Raw genomic sequence first — 14,845 nt, 5'->3', positions numbered from 1 at the left:
ACATAGAGTTGAAATCACTTACATCGATTATTTTTGGGGAGGAATTATTACAAGTCATTAAAATTATGAGCTGATATGGTTTCCCACGCGAAAAGTATCAAACAAGGACCAGGTATTAATGAAGATACACAAATGGGGCCGCTAGTTTCCGCTTTACAACAAAGTCGAGTAAAATAATCTTTGGTCCGGTTCTTGAAGCAGGCTGAGAGCTGGCGCAGTTTGAACTGTTATCAAGTGTTCGATGTCGCGACCCGATTCGGTGGATTTAAACAATCTGGGATTGATCGCGTATTGGGCTCATATGCACTAGATAACTACACAGAAATTAAAAGCGTCTATATTTCACTTGAATAAAACGAATTCAAGTTTATTATTAAAAACTACAATGCGACAGCGTGAAAAAGGAACCTAACCATTATTGGTCAGGTTCCTTTTAGCCTTTTTCTTACACATTCAATGCAGTAAACCAACTTCAAACTTCTTCCGGTTAAATGCCATAATATTAAGCATTTCAATCGCAGACATTGTTAGAAGCCTATCTGCAAAATCTACTGCGATTTCATTATTCGGAAATGGAAAAGCGTCAATTTCTTTATCAATGAAATACTCATTGTTTTCTTCTTCTCCCATTAACGTAAAAAGTCTAACAACATGGTGGCTAGCTACAGGTGAAATATCATGAATGATGATGATCATGAGTGGCCCCTGGGAACTCATAATTAGTTCATGAATCTCTACTTTTTCTCCCGATAGCCAATCTAAATTTAACTTTACCTCTTCTTCCAATTTCCCCATTCCCCTTTGTATGTACCCTATACTTTATCCCCATATATAAGTATAGTATACTTATCCTGGAAATTAAATGATTTATTGGAACTTTTTAAAAGGTACCTGTGCAAGAAACTATTCAAACAATACACTACAATTGTATAATCGGTAAACAGTAATTGCATGATACAGCGATGTGTAGGAATACTTTTTGAGTTTTCATTCGAATTCATGAATAGTCATAATTGCACCTTGCACAGGTACCTCTCAATAGGGGTAGATCAACAAAAATTCTTTGTAAAATCAAAAAACATGTGTGCGTGACATAAACAATGTCCTGCACACATGTTTTTATAAATTTACTAAATTACTTCTTCGCCCGTCGCGCCCAGTAAGTAGCCAACAACGGTCCAGATATATTATGCCAAAAAACTAAATATCGCACTTGGCACTGCTGCAATCGGACTAAAGTGTGCGGCTGCCAAGGCGGCGCCGAGTCCGGAGTTTTGCATGCCGACTTCGGTGGAAATTGCTTTTTGACTGGAATAGTCGAGTTTGAATAGCTTGGCGATTAAGAAACCGAATAAATAACCGAGCCCATTATGTAGTATGACAACTGCAAAAATGAGTAACCCCGATTCGATGATTTTCTCTTTACTCCCTGCTACAACCGCTGCAACAATCATGACAATTGCAATAACCGAAACGAGCGGCATGATGTCGACGCTCTTTTTTGCCTGTTCCTTCAAGAAGAATTGGACAATTAAACCAAGAATGATTGGTAGAATCACAATCTTCAAGATAGACATAAACATGGTGGAAGCCGAAACTTCTAACCATTCGCGCGCAAGTACAAAAATGATAGCGGGCGTTAAAATTGGCGCCAGCAAAGTCGAAACGGATGTCACTGCGACCGAAAGTGCTGTATTTCCTTTCGCGAGGAATGTCATGACGTTTGAAGCCGTACCGCCCGGACATGATCCGACGAGAATTACACCGATTGCGATCTCAGCTGGCAAATTAAACCCACTGTTTAGTATAAAGTAATCCCTTTTTCGACTATCCCATCTACATCTTTAGCACTTTACTGTCATAAATCGCTATTACATAGTGTTCATTTACAGAATAATTAAAGGACTTCGTTGCCATGAAACGGAATAGTTCAAGTACAGTGAATAACGATAGGGAGGTAGGATGAATTAAGATAGTACCGAAATTGAATGTAATCTCCAGAGATGATCACGCTTTTTTGTTGATACCGTTTTTTAGGTACCTGTGCAAGAAACAATTTTGACAATACACTACAATTGCATAATCCAATATGGGAATGCGATTACAACAACACTGCACATTATTTTTTTGAGTTTTAATACGAATTCGGGAATAGTCATAATTGGGCCATGCACAGGTACCTTTTAAGGGGTACCCCAGAAGGCACCCCTTAAAAGGCGCCCCTAAATGGCTATCTCCAAAATCGGTACCACTAAAAACAGATTTAACCAAATAACCTAGACAGGAAGTGGACGTATTTATGTTAATCGGAAAAAAGTTGAAGAGCCTATTATTAGGATTTTTAATTGTGGTATTAGCCTTTTCACCAATAGTTGGACAAAACAACTTTTCCACGGCAAATGCATCTGAGGAAGTAACAACAAATCAACTCAATGAATCTGCATCATTGAGTGAAAAACTTCAGGAAATTTTAAGCGACAAGCGTTTGAATGGGGCAATTGCTGGCGTTAGTGTCAGAAATGAAATGGGTGAAGAATTATTTGAGCAGTACGGCGATATTCGCTTACATCCTGCATCGAATATGAAGTTGCTAACAAGTGCTGCGGCGCTGGCGACACTTGGGGAAGATTATAAATTTACGACCGAAATATTGACGGATGGAAGACTCGCAGGAAAAGTACTTCATGGTAATGTATACATGAAAGGGAAAGGAGATCCGACCTTATTAAAGGAAGATCTTGATCAACTTGCGAGTGAATTGAAGGCGCAAGGTATTCATAAAATTAAGGGGAATTTAATCGGTGATGATAGCTGGTACGATGATGTTCGCTTATCGATGGATTTAAACTGGAATGACGAGCCCTACTATACTGGCGCACAAGTTTCTGCGTTAACAATTTCTCCGAATGAGGACTATGATTCAGGTACTGTCATCGTGGAAGTAAGTCCTTCCAAAAAGCCTGGCGAAACTGCGCAAGTAACACTATCACCAGAAACAGATTATGTCACAATTATCAACAAAACAAAAATGGTCCCAGCAGGTCAAGCCAAGAGTATTTCAATAGAACGCGAACATGGATCAAATAACATCGTCATTCAAGGTACAATGCCATTAAACGGGACAAACTCAAGATCCTGGGTTGCGGTGTGGGAACCGACAATGTACGCAATAGATGTGTTTAAGAAATCACTTGAAGAGAATGGCATTAAGCTCATCGGCAATTCAAAAGTGGAAGCAGGGGTTACGCCACCAGATGCTAAAATACTCACTTCACGGAAGTCTATTGAACTAAAGGATCTTCTAATTCCATTTATGAAACTTAGTAATAATGGGCTTGGAGAAACGTTAACAAAAGAAATGGGGAAAGTTGTCCATGACAAAGGAAGTTGGAAAGAAGGCCTCCAAGTCATTCATCAAGTAACGACAGATTTGGGCGTAAAAGGCGATACAATCTTGCTTCGTGATGGCTCAGGGATGTCACATAAAACCTTGATTCCTGCCACAGAGTTTACTAAAATGCTAAATAATGCTAAGGAGGAAAGTTGGTTTTCTTCCTTCAAGAAATCCTTGCCAATAGCAGGAGAGCCTGACCGATTAGTCGGCGGGACATTACGAACCCGTATGACCCAAGAACCGACGAAAGGGAACGTAACTGCAAAAACTGGTTCGATAACAGGTGTTACTAGCCTATCAGGATACGTATCATCTAAAGACGGGGAGAAATTAGTTTTCTCAATCATGATTAACAATTACCTTGGCTCCTCGTTAACATCAATAGAAGATGCGATAGCTACAGTACTAGCCAAACACGAATTTGACGAATAAAGGTTGAGCCTACTAAAAGCTATTGGGAGCGGGCAAACCAGCTTATTAGTGCCCGACTGCCACACATTATCTAGTCCATCATCCCACCATAAACTTGGTGGGATTTTCATTACCAATTTGAATGAAGAAAGGGGAAACAGAAATATACAGAGCTAAAAAAATGCATTTAATAGGCAATAGAATTAAACTATATGGTAATGTGGCTGCGTCAATAATCATGGTATAAGAGCATACGCTTTGCACGATACGAATGAAGGGGGAAATAGAATGATAAACGAGATACATATAGGTGAAGGAACCCATAAAATTGGTGTTCGCACACACAAAATGACGACAATTGAACCTTCTGCTATGGCAGATTACCTCGGTGAGACAGCTTCTATAGCAATTAAAGATGATAAGATTCAACTGACACTTACGATAACAGATCATAAAACAATCACAGGCTTTCAGGTAGAGAATCAAGCCGGTGAACTTATAGAAGCGACAGATAAACAAGTAAACGTAGAAGCAAATAAGCGGGAAGAAACGTTCAAACTTGAACATTTAAAATCACCCTTAAATGTTCAAGTACAATATGTGGTCGAACATGCTGGGAGGAAAATCGAAGGCGATGAAGGGCTAAGGCTTTCATTTAATGAAAAAGATTTAGCTTAATAGATTGCATCTAGCCTCTCTTGCTCAAGAAAAGGTACCTGTGCAAGAAACTATTCGAAAAATACACTACAATTGCATAAACCCAAAAAGGGATGCCGACTCAGTAACGCCTTGTCGGTATCCCTTTGACTTTTTATACGAATCCTCGAATAGTCATAATTGCACCTTGCACAGGTACCTTTTTTACACCCCTTCTTTTAATCACCGTTTTTAGCAAATCAAATATCGGGTACATATAGATATGTCCAAAATAATAATATCGATTTTAGGATATGCTTGACTAAGAGGAGGAGTATGAGTTGAAAACAAAGTTAATGACCATGCTTGAAAACCGTAAAGATGTGATGATTCAAATTCGTCGTCATTTACATGAAAATCCAGAACTGTCATTTAAAGAAGAAAAAACGGCACAATATATTGCAGATTTTTATAAAGGAAAAGATGTGGATGTCCAAACAAATGTTGGGAATGGCTATGGAATTATCGTGACGATTAAGGGGGACAAGCCTGGAAAAGTAATCGGCTTGCGCGCGGATTTCGATGCGCTGCCAATTCACGAAGAAACGGATGTCCCGTTCAAATCGAAAAATGAAGGCGTCATGCATGCCTGTGGACACGATGGCCATACCGCGTATATGTTAATCCTTGCAGACTGTCTGATACAACTTAAGACATCGATTGCCGGTACGATAAAAATTATTCACCAACATGCAGAAGAAGTGCCACCAGGCGGCGCGAAAAGCATCGTCGAGTCAGGGGTTCTTGATGATTTAGACGCTGTTTTTGGAACGCATTTATTCCCCATGGACCCTATCGGAACTGTTGGTTACCGAAGTGGCTATTCAATGGCGGGAAGAGCGTATTTCAAATTAATCATTCAAGGAACAGGCGGACATGGATCATCTCCACAGAACGCAAATGATCCAATCGTCGCTGGCGCTCATTTTGTGACCGCCGTCCAAACCATTGTCAGCCGCCGACTCAATCCCTTTGAAATGGGTGTAGTAACAATTGGTTCATTCGACGGAAAAGGCACCTTCAACATCATAAAAGACAGCATCGAAATCGAAGGTGATATCCGCTATATGAATAAAAATACTGAAAAACGCATCGAAAAGGAACTACGCCGTATCATTGACGGCATCGGGCAAGAGTTTGGTGTGAAATGCGAGTTGACGTACCTAACTGATTATCCGCCACTGTATAATGATCCCGATATCACAGTACAAGTCGTTTCGATTCTCAACGACGCAAAGGACCCGGAAATTTCCAATGTCACTGAATATCCGATGCTCTCAGGCTCAGAAGACTTTTCGTACTACTTGGAGAAAATACCGGGCGTATTCTTTTATATCGGTTGTAAACCAAAGGGTGTGGAAAAAGCCTATTTCAATCACCATCCGAAGTTTGATATTGATGAGGATGCCTTACTTGTTTCGGCGAAATCGGTGGGACATGTGGTTTGTGGGTATTTGAAAATGGAGTAATATTATTAAAGAACAAATGAAAAAAGGGTTGTCGTAGAAAATCAGTTCTCACTGACTTTTGGGATAACACCTTTTTTATTTGTAGATTGGATTTTTATATTGATTTTTCCAAACTGTTATAAAAAGTAGACAATTGTGTTTAAAAGTGACATTGTAAACGCTTACAGGTGGTAATAGAATTAACATATACCTATGAAAATAGAAGAAGGGGGATTTACAATGAAGAAATTGATTAGTTTGGTAATGGTTCTAAGTTTAACAATATTCATAGTTGCTTGCGGAGGTAAAGACAGTGGAAGCGATGATAAGTTAGTTATATATTCTCCAAATAGTGAGGATATCATAAATACAATCATCCCTATGTTTGAGAAAGAGACTGGTATCAAGGTAGAGCTAATATCAGCTGGTACTGGAGAATTAATTAAACGAATTTCATCTGAAACAGACAACCCATATGCGGATATCATGTTCGGCGGGAGTAAGGCTCAGGCTTTAGGGTATCCAGAACTGTTTGAAGAGTATATATCGAAAAATGATGGTGACATGTTAGATGGTCATAAAAATGAAACTGGATTCTTAACGCCTACCATTGCAGATGGCAGTGTAATCTTGGTGAATACGGATCTGATTGGCGACATTAAAATAGAAGGATATGAAGATTTATTAAATCCGGAACTGAAAGGTAAAATTGCTGCAGCTGATCCAGCTAGCTCAAGCTCAGCATTTGCACAATTAACAAATATGTTATTGGCAGTTGGTGGAGACTACACATCTGATAAAGGTTGGGACTATGTAGAAAAATTGATTGAGAACTTAGATGGAAAAGTTGCGAGCGGTTCAGGAGCTGTTCATAAAGGTGTAGCGGATGGTGAATATGTTGTTGGTTTAACATATGAAGACCCATCAGCAAGCTATGTTAGGGACGGTGCTCCAGTTAAAATCGTCTATCCAAAAGAAGGAACTGTCTTTTTAGATGCAGGTGTGGAAATTGTAAAAGGCTCTAAAAATCTTGAAAATGCAAAGAAATTTGTTGATTTTGTAATTTCTAAAGAAGCACAAGATGCTTTTGGAACGAAATTGACAAATCGTCCATTACGAAAAGATGTTGAACTAGGCGATCATATGACTCCTCTTTCTGATATTAATATTATCGAAGAAGATGAAGAGTATGTTAAGGATAATCGTGATGAAATCATTGAAAAATACATTGATGTATTTACAAGTGTACAATAAGTAATTAAAAAGAGGGATATCGATGAGTGTTTCAATTAATTTTAATAATGTAGTGAAAAAATACGATGATGTTACAGTCATTCCTGGGCTATCTTTTGACATCAAGCAGGGTGAATTTTTCACCTTGCTTGGCCCTTCTGGGTGTGGTAAAACAACTTTGTTAAGGATGGTTGCCGGATTTAATAGTATTGAAGGTGGAGAAATTGCTTTTGGTGATAAAATCATTAACGGTATCCCTCCACAACATCGAAATATTGGGATGGTTTTTCAAAACTACGCGATTTTCCCACATTTGACTGTTAAGAAAAATGTTGGTTTTGGACTTGGTAATCGAAAAATATCAAAAGAGGAAATTGAAAAAAGAGTTTCAGATATATTAGAGGTCGTCCAAATAAAACAATTTGAAAATCGTTTACCAGAAAACTTATCAGGTGGCCAGCAACAAAGGGTAGCCTTGGCACGTGCAATTGTAATTGAACCAAGCGTTCTACTAATGGATGAACCACTATCAAACTTAGATGCAAAATTACGGGTAGATATGCGTAATGCCATAAAAGAAATACAGCGAAAAGTAGGCATTACAACTGTATATGTGACACATGACCAGGAAGAGGCCATGGCTGTTTCTGACCGAATTGCGGTTATGAATTTAGGCGTAATCCAACAAATAGGATCGCCGCAAATGATTTATCAACGACCAGTAAATATCTTTGTCGCAAGTTTCATCGGGAGAACGAACGTTCTTGAAAGAGACATTAAGATTGAAAACGACAAATATATACTACACTTGGATAAAAATTATTCATTTGAGGTATTCAACCTAACATTACCAAAAGCGAATAACACATCCAGAGTTAAACTGTCCATTCGTCCAGAGGAATTTATGATTGATAAAGATAATCCAGAAGGTATTGAAGCAAAAGTGCTAGATCATGTATTTCTAGGCTTAAACAATCATTACTTTGTTCAATTAAATAACGGTGAAAAAGTAGAAGTGATCCAAGAAGCTCAAATTGGAGAAACGATTGAGCCCGGAACGATGGTAAGGCTTCGTGTTAAAAAAGAGAAGATCAATATATTTGATTTTGATAGTGAAATTAACCTTATAGAGGGTGTTACGAATGGTTTCTAATTGGACTAAGAGAAGAGACATGTGGTCGTACATCACATTAGGAATAATTGTATTGTATGCCCTTCTTCTAGTTTTTCCTTTGTTTGCTCTTTTGAGACAGAGCTTTACAGTTGATGAAGCGGGAAACTTTTCACTAGAATATTTTTATAAATTTTTCGGGAAGAAATATTATTATGGTGCTCTTTTTAATAGTTTTAAAGTCACGATAGCTGTAACAATTGCATCTGTTCTTATCGCTACGCCGCTCGCGTACATTATGACTACGTTTAAAATGAAAGGAAAAATATATTTACAAATTATTATTCTAATTTCTTCAATGGCTCCACCATTCATTGGTGCGTATTCATGGATTTTACTTTTAGGAAGAAATGGTGTTGTAACGAATTTTATGAGCGATATTTTCCGGATTAATACTCCGGATATTTATGGTTTCACTGGGATTTTAGTTGTTCTAACATTGCAATTGACGCCCTTAGTTTATATGTTTTTAATGGGTGCTTTTAAAAGCATCGATAATTCACTATTAGAGGCAGCCCAAAGTATGGGGTATACTGGCATTAAAAAAATCATGAAAGTGGTAATGCCCTTGATTATACCAACATTACTAGCAGGAGCACTAATGGTTTTCATGAGAGCGTTAGCAGACTTTGGTACACCAATGTTAATTGGTGAAGGGTTCCAAACGTTACCCGTGCTAATTTTTAATGAGTTCATCAGTGAAATGGGTGGAAATGATGGATTTGCTGCCGCAATAAGTGTTATTGTAATCGTCATCGCATTAACAGTTTTCTTGATTCAAAAGTTCATTTCCAATAAACAATCCTTTTCAATGAGTAGTTTACACCCTATCAGGGAGAAACAAGAAAAAGGTTGGAGAAATATATTAGGACATTTATATGTATACGGGTTTCTAGCATTGGCCTTTTTACCGCAACTATATGTTGTCTATACAGCATTCTTGAAAACATCGGGACGTATTTTTGTTAAAGGTTATTCATTGGATAGCTTTAGAATGGCTTTTAGTCGTGTAGGCGATGCAATTTATAATACATTTATGCTTGGCTTAATCGCTATGGTTTTTGTTGTTATTATCGCAGTTCTTATCGGTTATGTCACGGTTAGAAAGAGAAATGCCGCTTCGAATGGATTGGATATTATATCGATGGTTCCTTATATTGTTCCAGGATCTGTAATGGGTATTGCATTGTTGCTTGCATTTAATAGCAAACCATTAATGTTAAGTGGTACAGCGGCAATTATGATTATCTCATTTGTCATACGGCGGCTACCTTACACGATTCGCTCAAGTGCCGCAATTGTTCACCAAATTAGCCCAAGTGTGGAAGAAGCGGCGGCAAGCTTGGGAGCATCAAAAATGAAAACGTTTATTAAAATTACATTGCCTATGATGTTGCCCGGCGTAATTTCAGGTGCGATTCTAAGTTGGGTGACGATAATAAGTGAGTTAAGTACCTCAATTATTTTATACACAGGTCGAACGAAAACGATGACTGTAGCTATTTATACGGAAGTTATTAGAGGCAACTACGGAATTGCAGCAGCATTATCGACGATATTAATGGTTATTACGGTTTTTTCATTACTTCTATTCTTTAAATTAACAGGGAAAAAAGAAGTTGCTATTTGAAAACTAAATAATCTCCTAACAAACTATAGTATAATTATAGTGAATGACAAAAGAGGGGGTGACTGTATGCTCAGAAAGAAAAAGAGAAGTTTTAAAGAAGCGACAAGATTTCTTTTTTTGAAGTATACTGTCATCCCTATTTTTGTAGTTATGATTTTATTTTGTTTGTTTACCATTTTTGTTTTCAAAATAAAAATTGTACACGATGCGAATAAGTCGGCAAAGAATGTGGAATCCGGAATAATGGCTGTTTATAATACATATATCGAAGAAATCAATCGAATGTCGGAGTTAGATACCGTTATTACTAATCTAAGAACAAAACGAAATAATCATATGGTATATGAGGAGTTTTATAATTTTAATAATCGCCAAGAAGTTAAAAGTGTTTTTCATCTAGTCGATAACCGGGATGTTATACTAGCTTCCACTACAACCTCAAAAAAAGAATTAGATAATGAGATTATTAATGAAATAATTCCAAGCATAGAACGGAATCTAGATGAAATTTTAATAGATGCTAGACAAACTCAATATAGTCACGGGAAAACTACGGTCTTTACTATTGGAAAAGCCATTAAACGTGAAGACCAAATCTTAGGATATTTGGTTTTCCAACTTTTTGAAAAAGATTTGCAGAGATTAATCTTCGGTGAAAAAGCGGATATTGTTGTTGTCACTGACAAGTATGATCAAATTATTGTTTCGACTAATAGCATTGTAAAAGGGCTTATGAACAAGTTTATTCCTGAAAAAACCGGAAACTCAGAAGTGAAAATCATGAATGAGCGCTATTTTATGAATGAAATTGTAACAGCGAATAAGGTTTTCACGATTTACACTTTGAAAAATGTTAAGTATGGAAGTTTAATAATTATACTTTATATAATTTTCATTTTAGTGGTGTGCGGGTTGTTATTTTTTCTATTGAGAAGCTTAGCAGAAAAAATGTCTGCTAAGAATGTGGAATCTATTGACAAGCTCTTTACAGCGGTTTCTCGTCTGGAGACGGGTGACATGAAATCCTATGTGAAAATAACTACTGGTGATGAATTTGAAGTTCTAGCAAATCGATATAATTCGATGTTAGACCGATTAAATGAATTGAACTTAAAAAATAAAGAGTTATCCGAGATTAGAAGGAAAAATGAAATAAAAATGTTGCAAAGCCAATTTAATCCACACTTCATTTTTAATGTGTTGGAGACATTAAGGTATACGATGTTTGTAAATATAGAACAAGCACAAGAAATCATCTTTTCTATCTCACGGTTATTAAGGTATAGCATAAACAATGATGAAAACAATGTGCCATTTGAAAAAGATTTAGATTATATTCTGGACTATCTAAAGTTGCATAAATTTAGATTTAAAGATCGTCTAGAATATACAATCGAGGTTGAGCCTGAAGTAAAGAAAATATATGTTCCAAAATTACTCCTGCAGCCAATTATTGAAAATGCAATAAATTATGGATATAGAAGACAAACTCATCTTCAAATTACAATACGTGGAGTAGTTATTGGAGATTATGTATCGTTTACAGTTGAGGACAATGGCGGAGGAATCGACCAGGAAAAGCTTACTGAAATTAGAGTTAAACTTTATGATAAAGTACAAAGAACCGGAGATAGTGGGATTGGGCTTGAAAATAGTCATCGAAGAGTGATTTTGCAATACGGTGAAGAATATGGCTTAACAATTGAAAGCATCGACAATGCTTTTACAAAAGTAAACGTCAAAATACCATATAGCAAAGGAGCCGATAACGATGTATAAAGTCTTGATTATTGAAGATGAAGATATGATACGTGAAGGTTTGAAATATATGATTGATTGGCTAAGCTACGACTGTGTCGTTGCAGGTGAAGCCTCAAATGGCGTGGAAGGACTAGAGAAAATCGAGCAGTTAAAACCTGATATCGTGTTGCTTGATATAAATATGCCATTAAAAACAGGTATTGAACTACTTGAGGAGAACGATTGGAAGTATTCATTTAGTACAATTATTCTCTCAGGTTATGAAGACTTTACCTATGCCAAAAAGGGCATTGAATTCAGTGTAACTGATTATTTATTGAAGCCAGTCCATCATAAAGAGTTAATTGAAGCGGTTGAAAGAGCGAAAGAAACCGTCCTATTAAAAAAGCAATATCAGATCCTGCAAGAAAACAGCGAAGCAATGGATAACTTTAGTGTTTTGAACTTAAGTCTCTTAAATGAAATAAATAATAAACAATCCCATATAAAGCAAATTATTGATTATATCCAAGATAACTATTCACAGAAAATCAGTATGGATGATTTAATAAATGAGCTTGAAATGAGTGCGACATACATAAACAATAAGATAAAGGAAAGTACAACCTATACTTTTAACGAATTATTAAATCGGTATCGTATTCAAAGAGCTATTGAAATTATTAGTATAGGACAAGAAAAGATTTCGACGGTGGCCCTTGATGTTGGATTTAGTGATTATAGATATTTCATCAAAGTTTTCAAGAGATATACTAATGCACTCCCAAGTGATTTTGTCAATTACTATAAGAATTAGGTTACAAATAGCATAGAAAATGGGCTTCTTTGGTAACCAGTAAAAGCTGGTTTTCCAAGAAGCCCTTTTGAATTAGTTTAAGGTATTTTCCTCATGTTCATAACCCCGCCACCTACAATAACCCCTAGTAGCAACAAACCCTACCAAAATTAGCAACGTCGCCATTAATCCGCCTTCTAAACCAAACGCGCCGCCCGTCAACCAATCACGTCCTGCAATTGTTTCTACGCTATAAATACCATTCGGCGCCGTCCCGCTCACCGCGAATCCAAAAACATTTCCTTGAAAATAGTTCCAAGTAATATGATAACCAATCGGCAACCAAAGACTATTTGTCGCATAAAACATATACGCGAATAAAACACCGACGACCGCGATATTGGTCAATCCTAGCATACTCACATTGGGATTCAATCCATGCGCAATGCTGAAAATCAAAGCAGATGCTACATAGATTACCCACTTTTTATTCCCCCTGCTCGCCAGTGTGGACATGACATAACCCCTAAAGAACATCTCCTCCGAAAAACCAACAAGAATGAACAAAATGAGAAAACTAATCGTGTACACCGAGAATTGAGGACTCGACAATGGATTCATAAGCGTCACATTCCCGGTCGCCAACAACACAATGAAAATCACGGTTATTGAAATCGCCCCAAGAAAAAGTCCGAACCATAAATCTTTTACAGAACCTCTAAAACCTAATTGTTTTATAGTTCCCTTGTTAATAAAACGCCATAACAAGTATGTGATGAGTATTGCGCCTACTGATCCACCGCCTTGCACCAATAAGAAAATCCAAGGGTGCGTATCTAAAGCAGCCATTATGTCCGGGGTACCCGTTTCTCCATTAATAAGTGAAGGTGCTTCTGTGAAGATTAATAGGATAGCACCCGGAAGTGCAAATAACTGTTGAACAATTATTAAAGCTGTAAAAGCTAGCAAAACTAGCCAACCAGCACGAATTTGACCCGATTCATTTTTAAACATCTAATCCCCCCCAAATACATATCAATAGAGTCGTGCAAGATTATCATAGTCGGTGATAATACTTTTTAGAACAGTAGTTAATACTATTCTGATAATACACTAGATTCTTGTAAAACAAAAGGCGAGAACCCATATTATGGTTCTCACCTTTCAAATGCCAACTATTTTTTATCTTCACCAGATCGCTGTTTCCTATTTTTATCCCTTGATTCAGAATCAAAATCCGCAGAAAACTCCTCATTAGACTCATTTTTTTGGTTATTGCTGTTGCTGTTTAAATTATTTTTGTAAACCTCGAAACTATTATGAGTTCTTTCATTCATTGTCTTTTTGTTGTTTTTATTATTCATACGGCGTCACCTCCTACAGTTTAATGTGTACAAATTAGAAGGTTTTATTCTTAACTGGCAACAATTTAATAAACACACATCCCAACCTCACTCGAATATGATGGATTAACACGAAACCTGAAAAGAGGTGTAGTATGATCCGAATAGCTGGTGAACCCTTTCGACAAAGCGACCTGCAACCAACGGATAGTGTTGAACGAATAATCCTCAGCCGATTAACTGAAAATCCAACTGCTTACGCCTACCAATCGCTAGCCGAATTATCATTCGAACTAAAGTTTAGGAAAAACATCATAGATCGTGCCAGAGCTATGAATGAAAGCAGTGCAAAGTTTGCAGTATTTAAACGTTCACGTTGCAATTCTCAATACTGGATTTTGACTAGTGTTGGTGGATTCCAGTTACGCCGCGGTGTAAAACCATCTGAAGCGATTCGGGATATCTATTTAACCAGCTCGGAATATGCATTCGAATGTGCAACAGCAATGGTGATAATCTTTTATCACGCCGCGCTCAACCTGATTGGCGATGACGTATTCAATCAATTATTTCAGGACATTTACTTATACAGTTGGCATGCAGATACTGACCTCGGCTTAAAAGCTTACTATACTCGTGACTTTATTCCCGGAGATGTCGTCTATTTTAATAATCCCGATTTCGATCCCGTAAAACCTCAGTGGAGAGGGGAAAATGCTGTCGATCTGGGGGATGGAACGTTTTTTGGTCATGGTGTCGGGATCCAAACAGACGAAGAAATGATTCGCATTTTGAATAAAAGTAGAAAGCGAGAGAGCACTCAATCAGCCTATTTGACGAATATAGTTGCCAGACCGGCATTTAAACCATTGTCGGATATTTTAGTCGCGCGACAAGTCTATTCAATTCCTAAATATCCATCACTCGTCGCACATCATAATGATAGTTCAATTTCATTTGATCAATATTTGTTCATTTAAAAT

The 14,845-nt window shown here is 37.2% G+C and carries 12 protein-coding genes and 2 pseudogenes; 10 read left to right on the top strand and 4 right to left on the bottom strand.

Annotation, left to right across the window (positions count from 1 at the left end):
- Positions 1-69 precede the first annotated feature (69 nt).
- Positions 70-354, top strand: a pseudogene (locus tag J4G36_RS18940) (aldehyde dehydrogenase family protein); the annotation flags it as partial.
- A 99-nt stretch (positions 355-453) separates the two neighbouring features.
- Here the strand turns inward: J4G36_RS18940 and J4G36_RS10040 are convergent.
- Positions 454-786, bottom strand: a complete 333-nt coding sequence (locus tag J4G36_RS10040) for a hypothetical protein (RefSeq protein WP_210469863.1) — start codon at positions 784-786, stop codon at positions 454-456.
- 349 nt (positions 787-1,135) lie between these two features.
- Positions 1,136-1,811 (bottom strand): annotated as a pseudogene (locus J4G36_RS10035) (bile acid:sodium symporter family protein); the annotation flags it as partial.
- A gap of 488 nt (positions 1,812-2,299) precedes the next feature.
- Between J4G36_RS10035 and dacB the strand changes: the two are divergent.
- From dacB to J4G36_RS09995, 8 genes are all read left to right on the top strand, one after another.
- Positions 2,300-3,826, top strand: a complete 1,527-nt coding sequence (gene dacB / locus J4G36_RS10030) for a D-alanyl-D-alanine carboxypeptidase/D-alanyl-D-alanine endopeptidase (RefSeq protein WP_210470521.1) — start codon at positions 2,300-2,302, stop codon at positions 3,824-3,826.
- 267 nt (positions 3,827-4,093) lie between these two features.
- Positions 4,094-4,483 (top strand): NEAT domain-containing protein, encoded by a 390-nt coding sequence (locus J4G36_RS10025; protein ID WP_210469862.1) that lies wholly within the window; start codon positions 4,094-4,096, stop codon positions 4,481-4,483.
- Between the two features lie 299 nt (positions 4,484-4,782).
- Complete coding sequence (locus J4G36_RS10020; RefSeq protein ID WP_210469861.1) at positions 4,783-5,970, top strand: M20 family metallopeptidase; 1,188 nt, start codon at positions 4,783-4,785, stop codon at positions 5,968-5,970.
- 219 nt (positions 5,971-6,189) lie between these two features.
- Positions 6,190-7,203 carry an ABC transporter substrate-binding protein gene (locus J4G36_RS10015; RefSeq protein WP_210469860.1) on the top strand — a complete coding sequence of 338 codons (1,014 nt, stop codon included), beginning with the start codon at positions 6,190-6,192 and terminating at the stop codon, positions 7,201-7,203.
- A 22-nt stretch (positions 7,204-7,225) separates the two neighbouring features.
- Positions 7,226-8,335, top strand: coding sequence for an ABC transporter ATP-binding protein (locus J4G36_RS10010; protein ID WP_210469859.1), 1,110 nt, complete (start codon positions 7,226-7,228; stop codon positions 8,333-8,335).
- Positions 8,325-9,983: an ABC transporter permease gene (locus tag J4G36_RS10005; protein ID WP_210469858.1), complete on the top strand. Its 1,659-nt coding sequence runs from the start codon at positions 8,325-8,327 to the stop codon at positions 9,981-9,983. Before J4G36_RS10010 ends, J4G36_RS10005 begins: the two co-directional genes overlap by 11 nt.
- 66 nt (positions 9,984-10,049) lie before the next feature.
- Positions 10,050-11,762, top strand: coding sequence for a sensor histidine kinase (locus tag J4G36_RS10000; protein WP_210469857.1), 1,713 nt, complete (start codon positions 10,050-10,052; stop codon positions 11,760-11,762).
- Entirely contained in the window at positions 11,755-12,540 is a 786-nt protein-coding gene (locus J4G36_RS09995; protein WP_210469856.1) for a response regulator transcription factor, read from the top strand. The genes J4G36_RS10000 and J4G36_RS09995 overlap by 8 nt, the downstream gene beginning before the upstream one ends.
- A gap of 72 nt (positions 12,541-12,612) precedes the next feature.
- Here the strand turns inward: J4G36_RS09995 and J4G36_RS09990 are convergent, their stop codons facing one another.
- Positions 12,613-13,533: a CPBP family intramembrane glutamic endopeptidase gene (locus tag J4G36_RS09990; RefSeq protein WP_210469855.1), complete on the bottom strand. Its 921-nt coding sequence runs from the start codon at positions 13,531-13,533 to the stop codon at positions 12,613-12,615.
- A gap of 161 nt (positions 13,534-13,694) precedes the next feature.
- Positions 13,695-13,883 carry a hypothetical protein gene (locus J4G36_RS09985; protein WP_210469854.1) on the bottom strand — a complete coding sequence of 63 codons (189 nt, stop codon included), beginning with the start codon at positions 13,881-13,883 and terminating at the stop codon, positions 13,695-13,697.
- A 134-nt stretch (positions 13,884-14,017) separates the two neighbouring features.
- Between J4G36_RS09985 and J4G36_RS09980 the strand changes: the two genes are divergently transcribed.
- Entirely contained in the window at positions 14,018-14,842 is an 825-nt protein-coding gene (locus J4G36_RS09980; RefSeq protein WP_210469853.1) for a protein-glutamine gamma-glutamyltransferase, read from the top strand.
- Positions 14,843-14,845: the final 3 nt, after the last annotated feature.

It is taken from the genome of Sporosarcina sp. 6E9, assembly GCF_017921835.1.
Classification (GTDB): Bacteria; Bacillota; Bacilli; order Bacillales_A; family Planococcaceae; genus Sporosarcina.
The sequence above is the reverse complement of the archived record's forward strand: the minus strand, read 5'-3'. Positions and strand labels throughout refer to the sequence as shown.

Excerpts from the sequence above, each read along its gene's own strand:
- dacB (WP_210470521.1), top strand. The coding sequence starts at position 2,300 with ATGTTAATCGGAAAAAAGTTGAAGAGCCTATTATTAGGATTTTTAATT.
- J4G36_RS10025 (WP_210469862.1), top strand. The coding sequence starts at position 4,094 with ATGATAAACGAGATACATATAGGTGAAGGAACCCATAAAATTGGTGTT.
- J4G36_RS10015 (WP_210469860.1), top strand. The coding sequence starts at position 6,190 with ATGAAGAAATTGATTAGTTTGGTAATGGTTCTAAGTTTAACAATATTC.
- J4G36_RS10010 (WP_210469859.1), top strand. The coding sequence starts at position 7,226 with ATGAGTGTTTCAATTAATTTTAATAATGTAGTGAAAAAATACGATGAT.
- J4G36_RS10005 (WP_210469858.1), top strand. The coding sequence starts at position 8,325 with ATGGTTTCTAATTGGACTAAGAGAAGAGACATGTGGTCGTACATCACA.
- J4G36_RS10000 (WP_210469857.1), top strand. The coding sequence starts at position 10,050 with ATGCTCAGAAAGAAAAAGAGAAGTTTTAAAGAAGCGACAAGATTTCTT.
- J4G36_RS09995 (WP_210469856.1), top strand. The coding sequence starts at position 11,755 with ATGTATAAAGTCTTGATTATTGAAGATGAAGATATGATACGTGAAGGT.
- J4G36_RS09990 (WP_210469855.1), bottom strand. The coding sequence starts at position 13,533 with ATGTTTAAAAATGAATCGGGTCAAATTCGTGCTGGTTGGCTAGTTTTG.
- J4G36_RS09985 (WP_210469854.1), bottom strand. The coding sequence starts at position 13,883 with ATGAATAATAAAAACAACAAAAAGACAATGAATGAAAGAACTCATAAT.
- J4G36_RS09980 (WP_210469853.1), top strand. The coding sequence starts at position 14,018 with ATGATCCGAATAGCTGGTGAACCCTTTCGACAAAGCGACCTGCAACCA.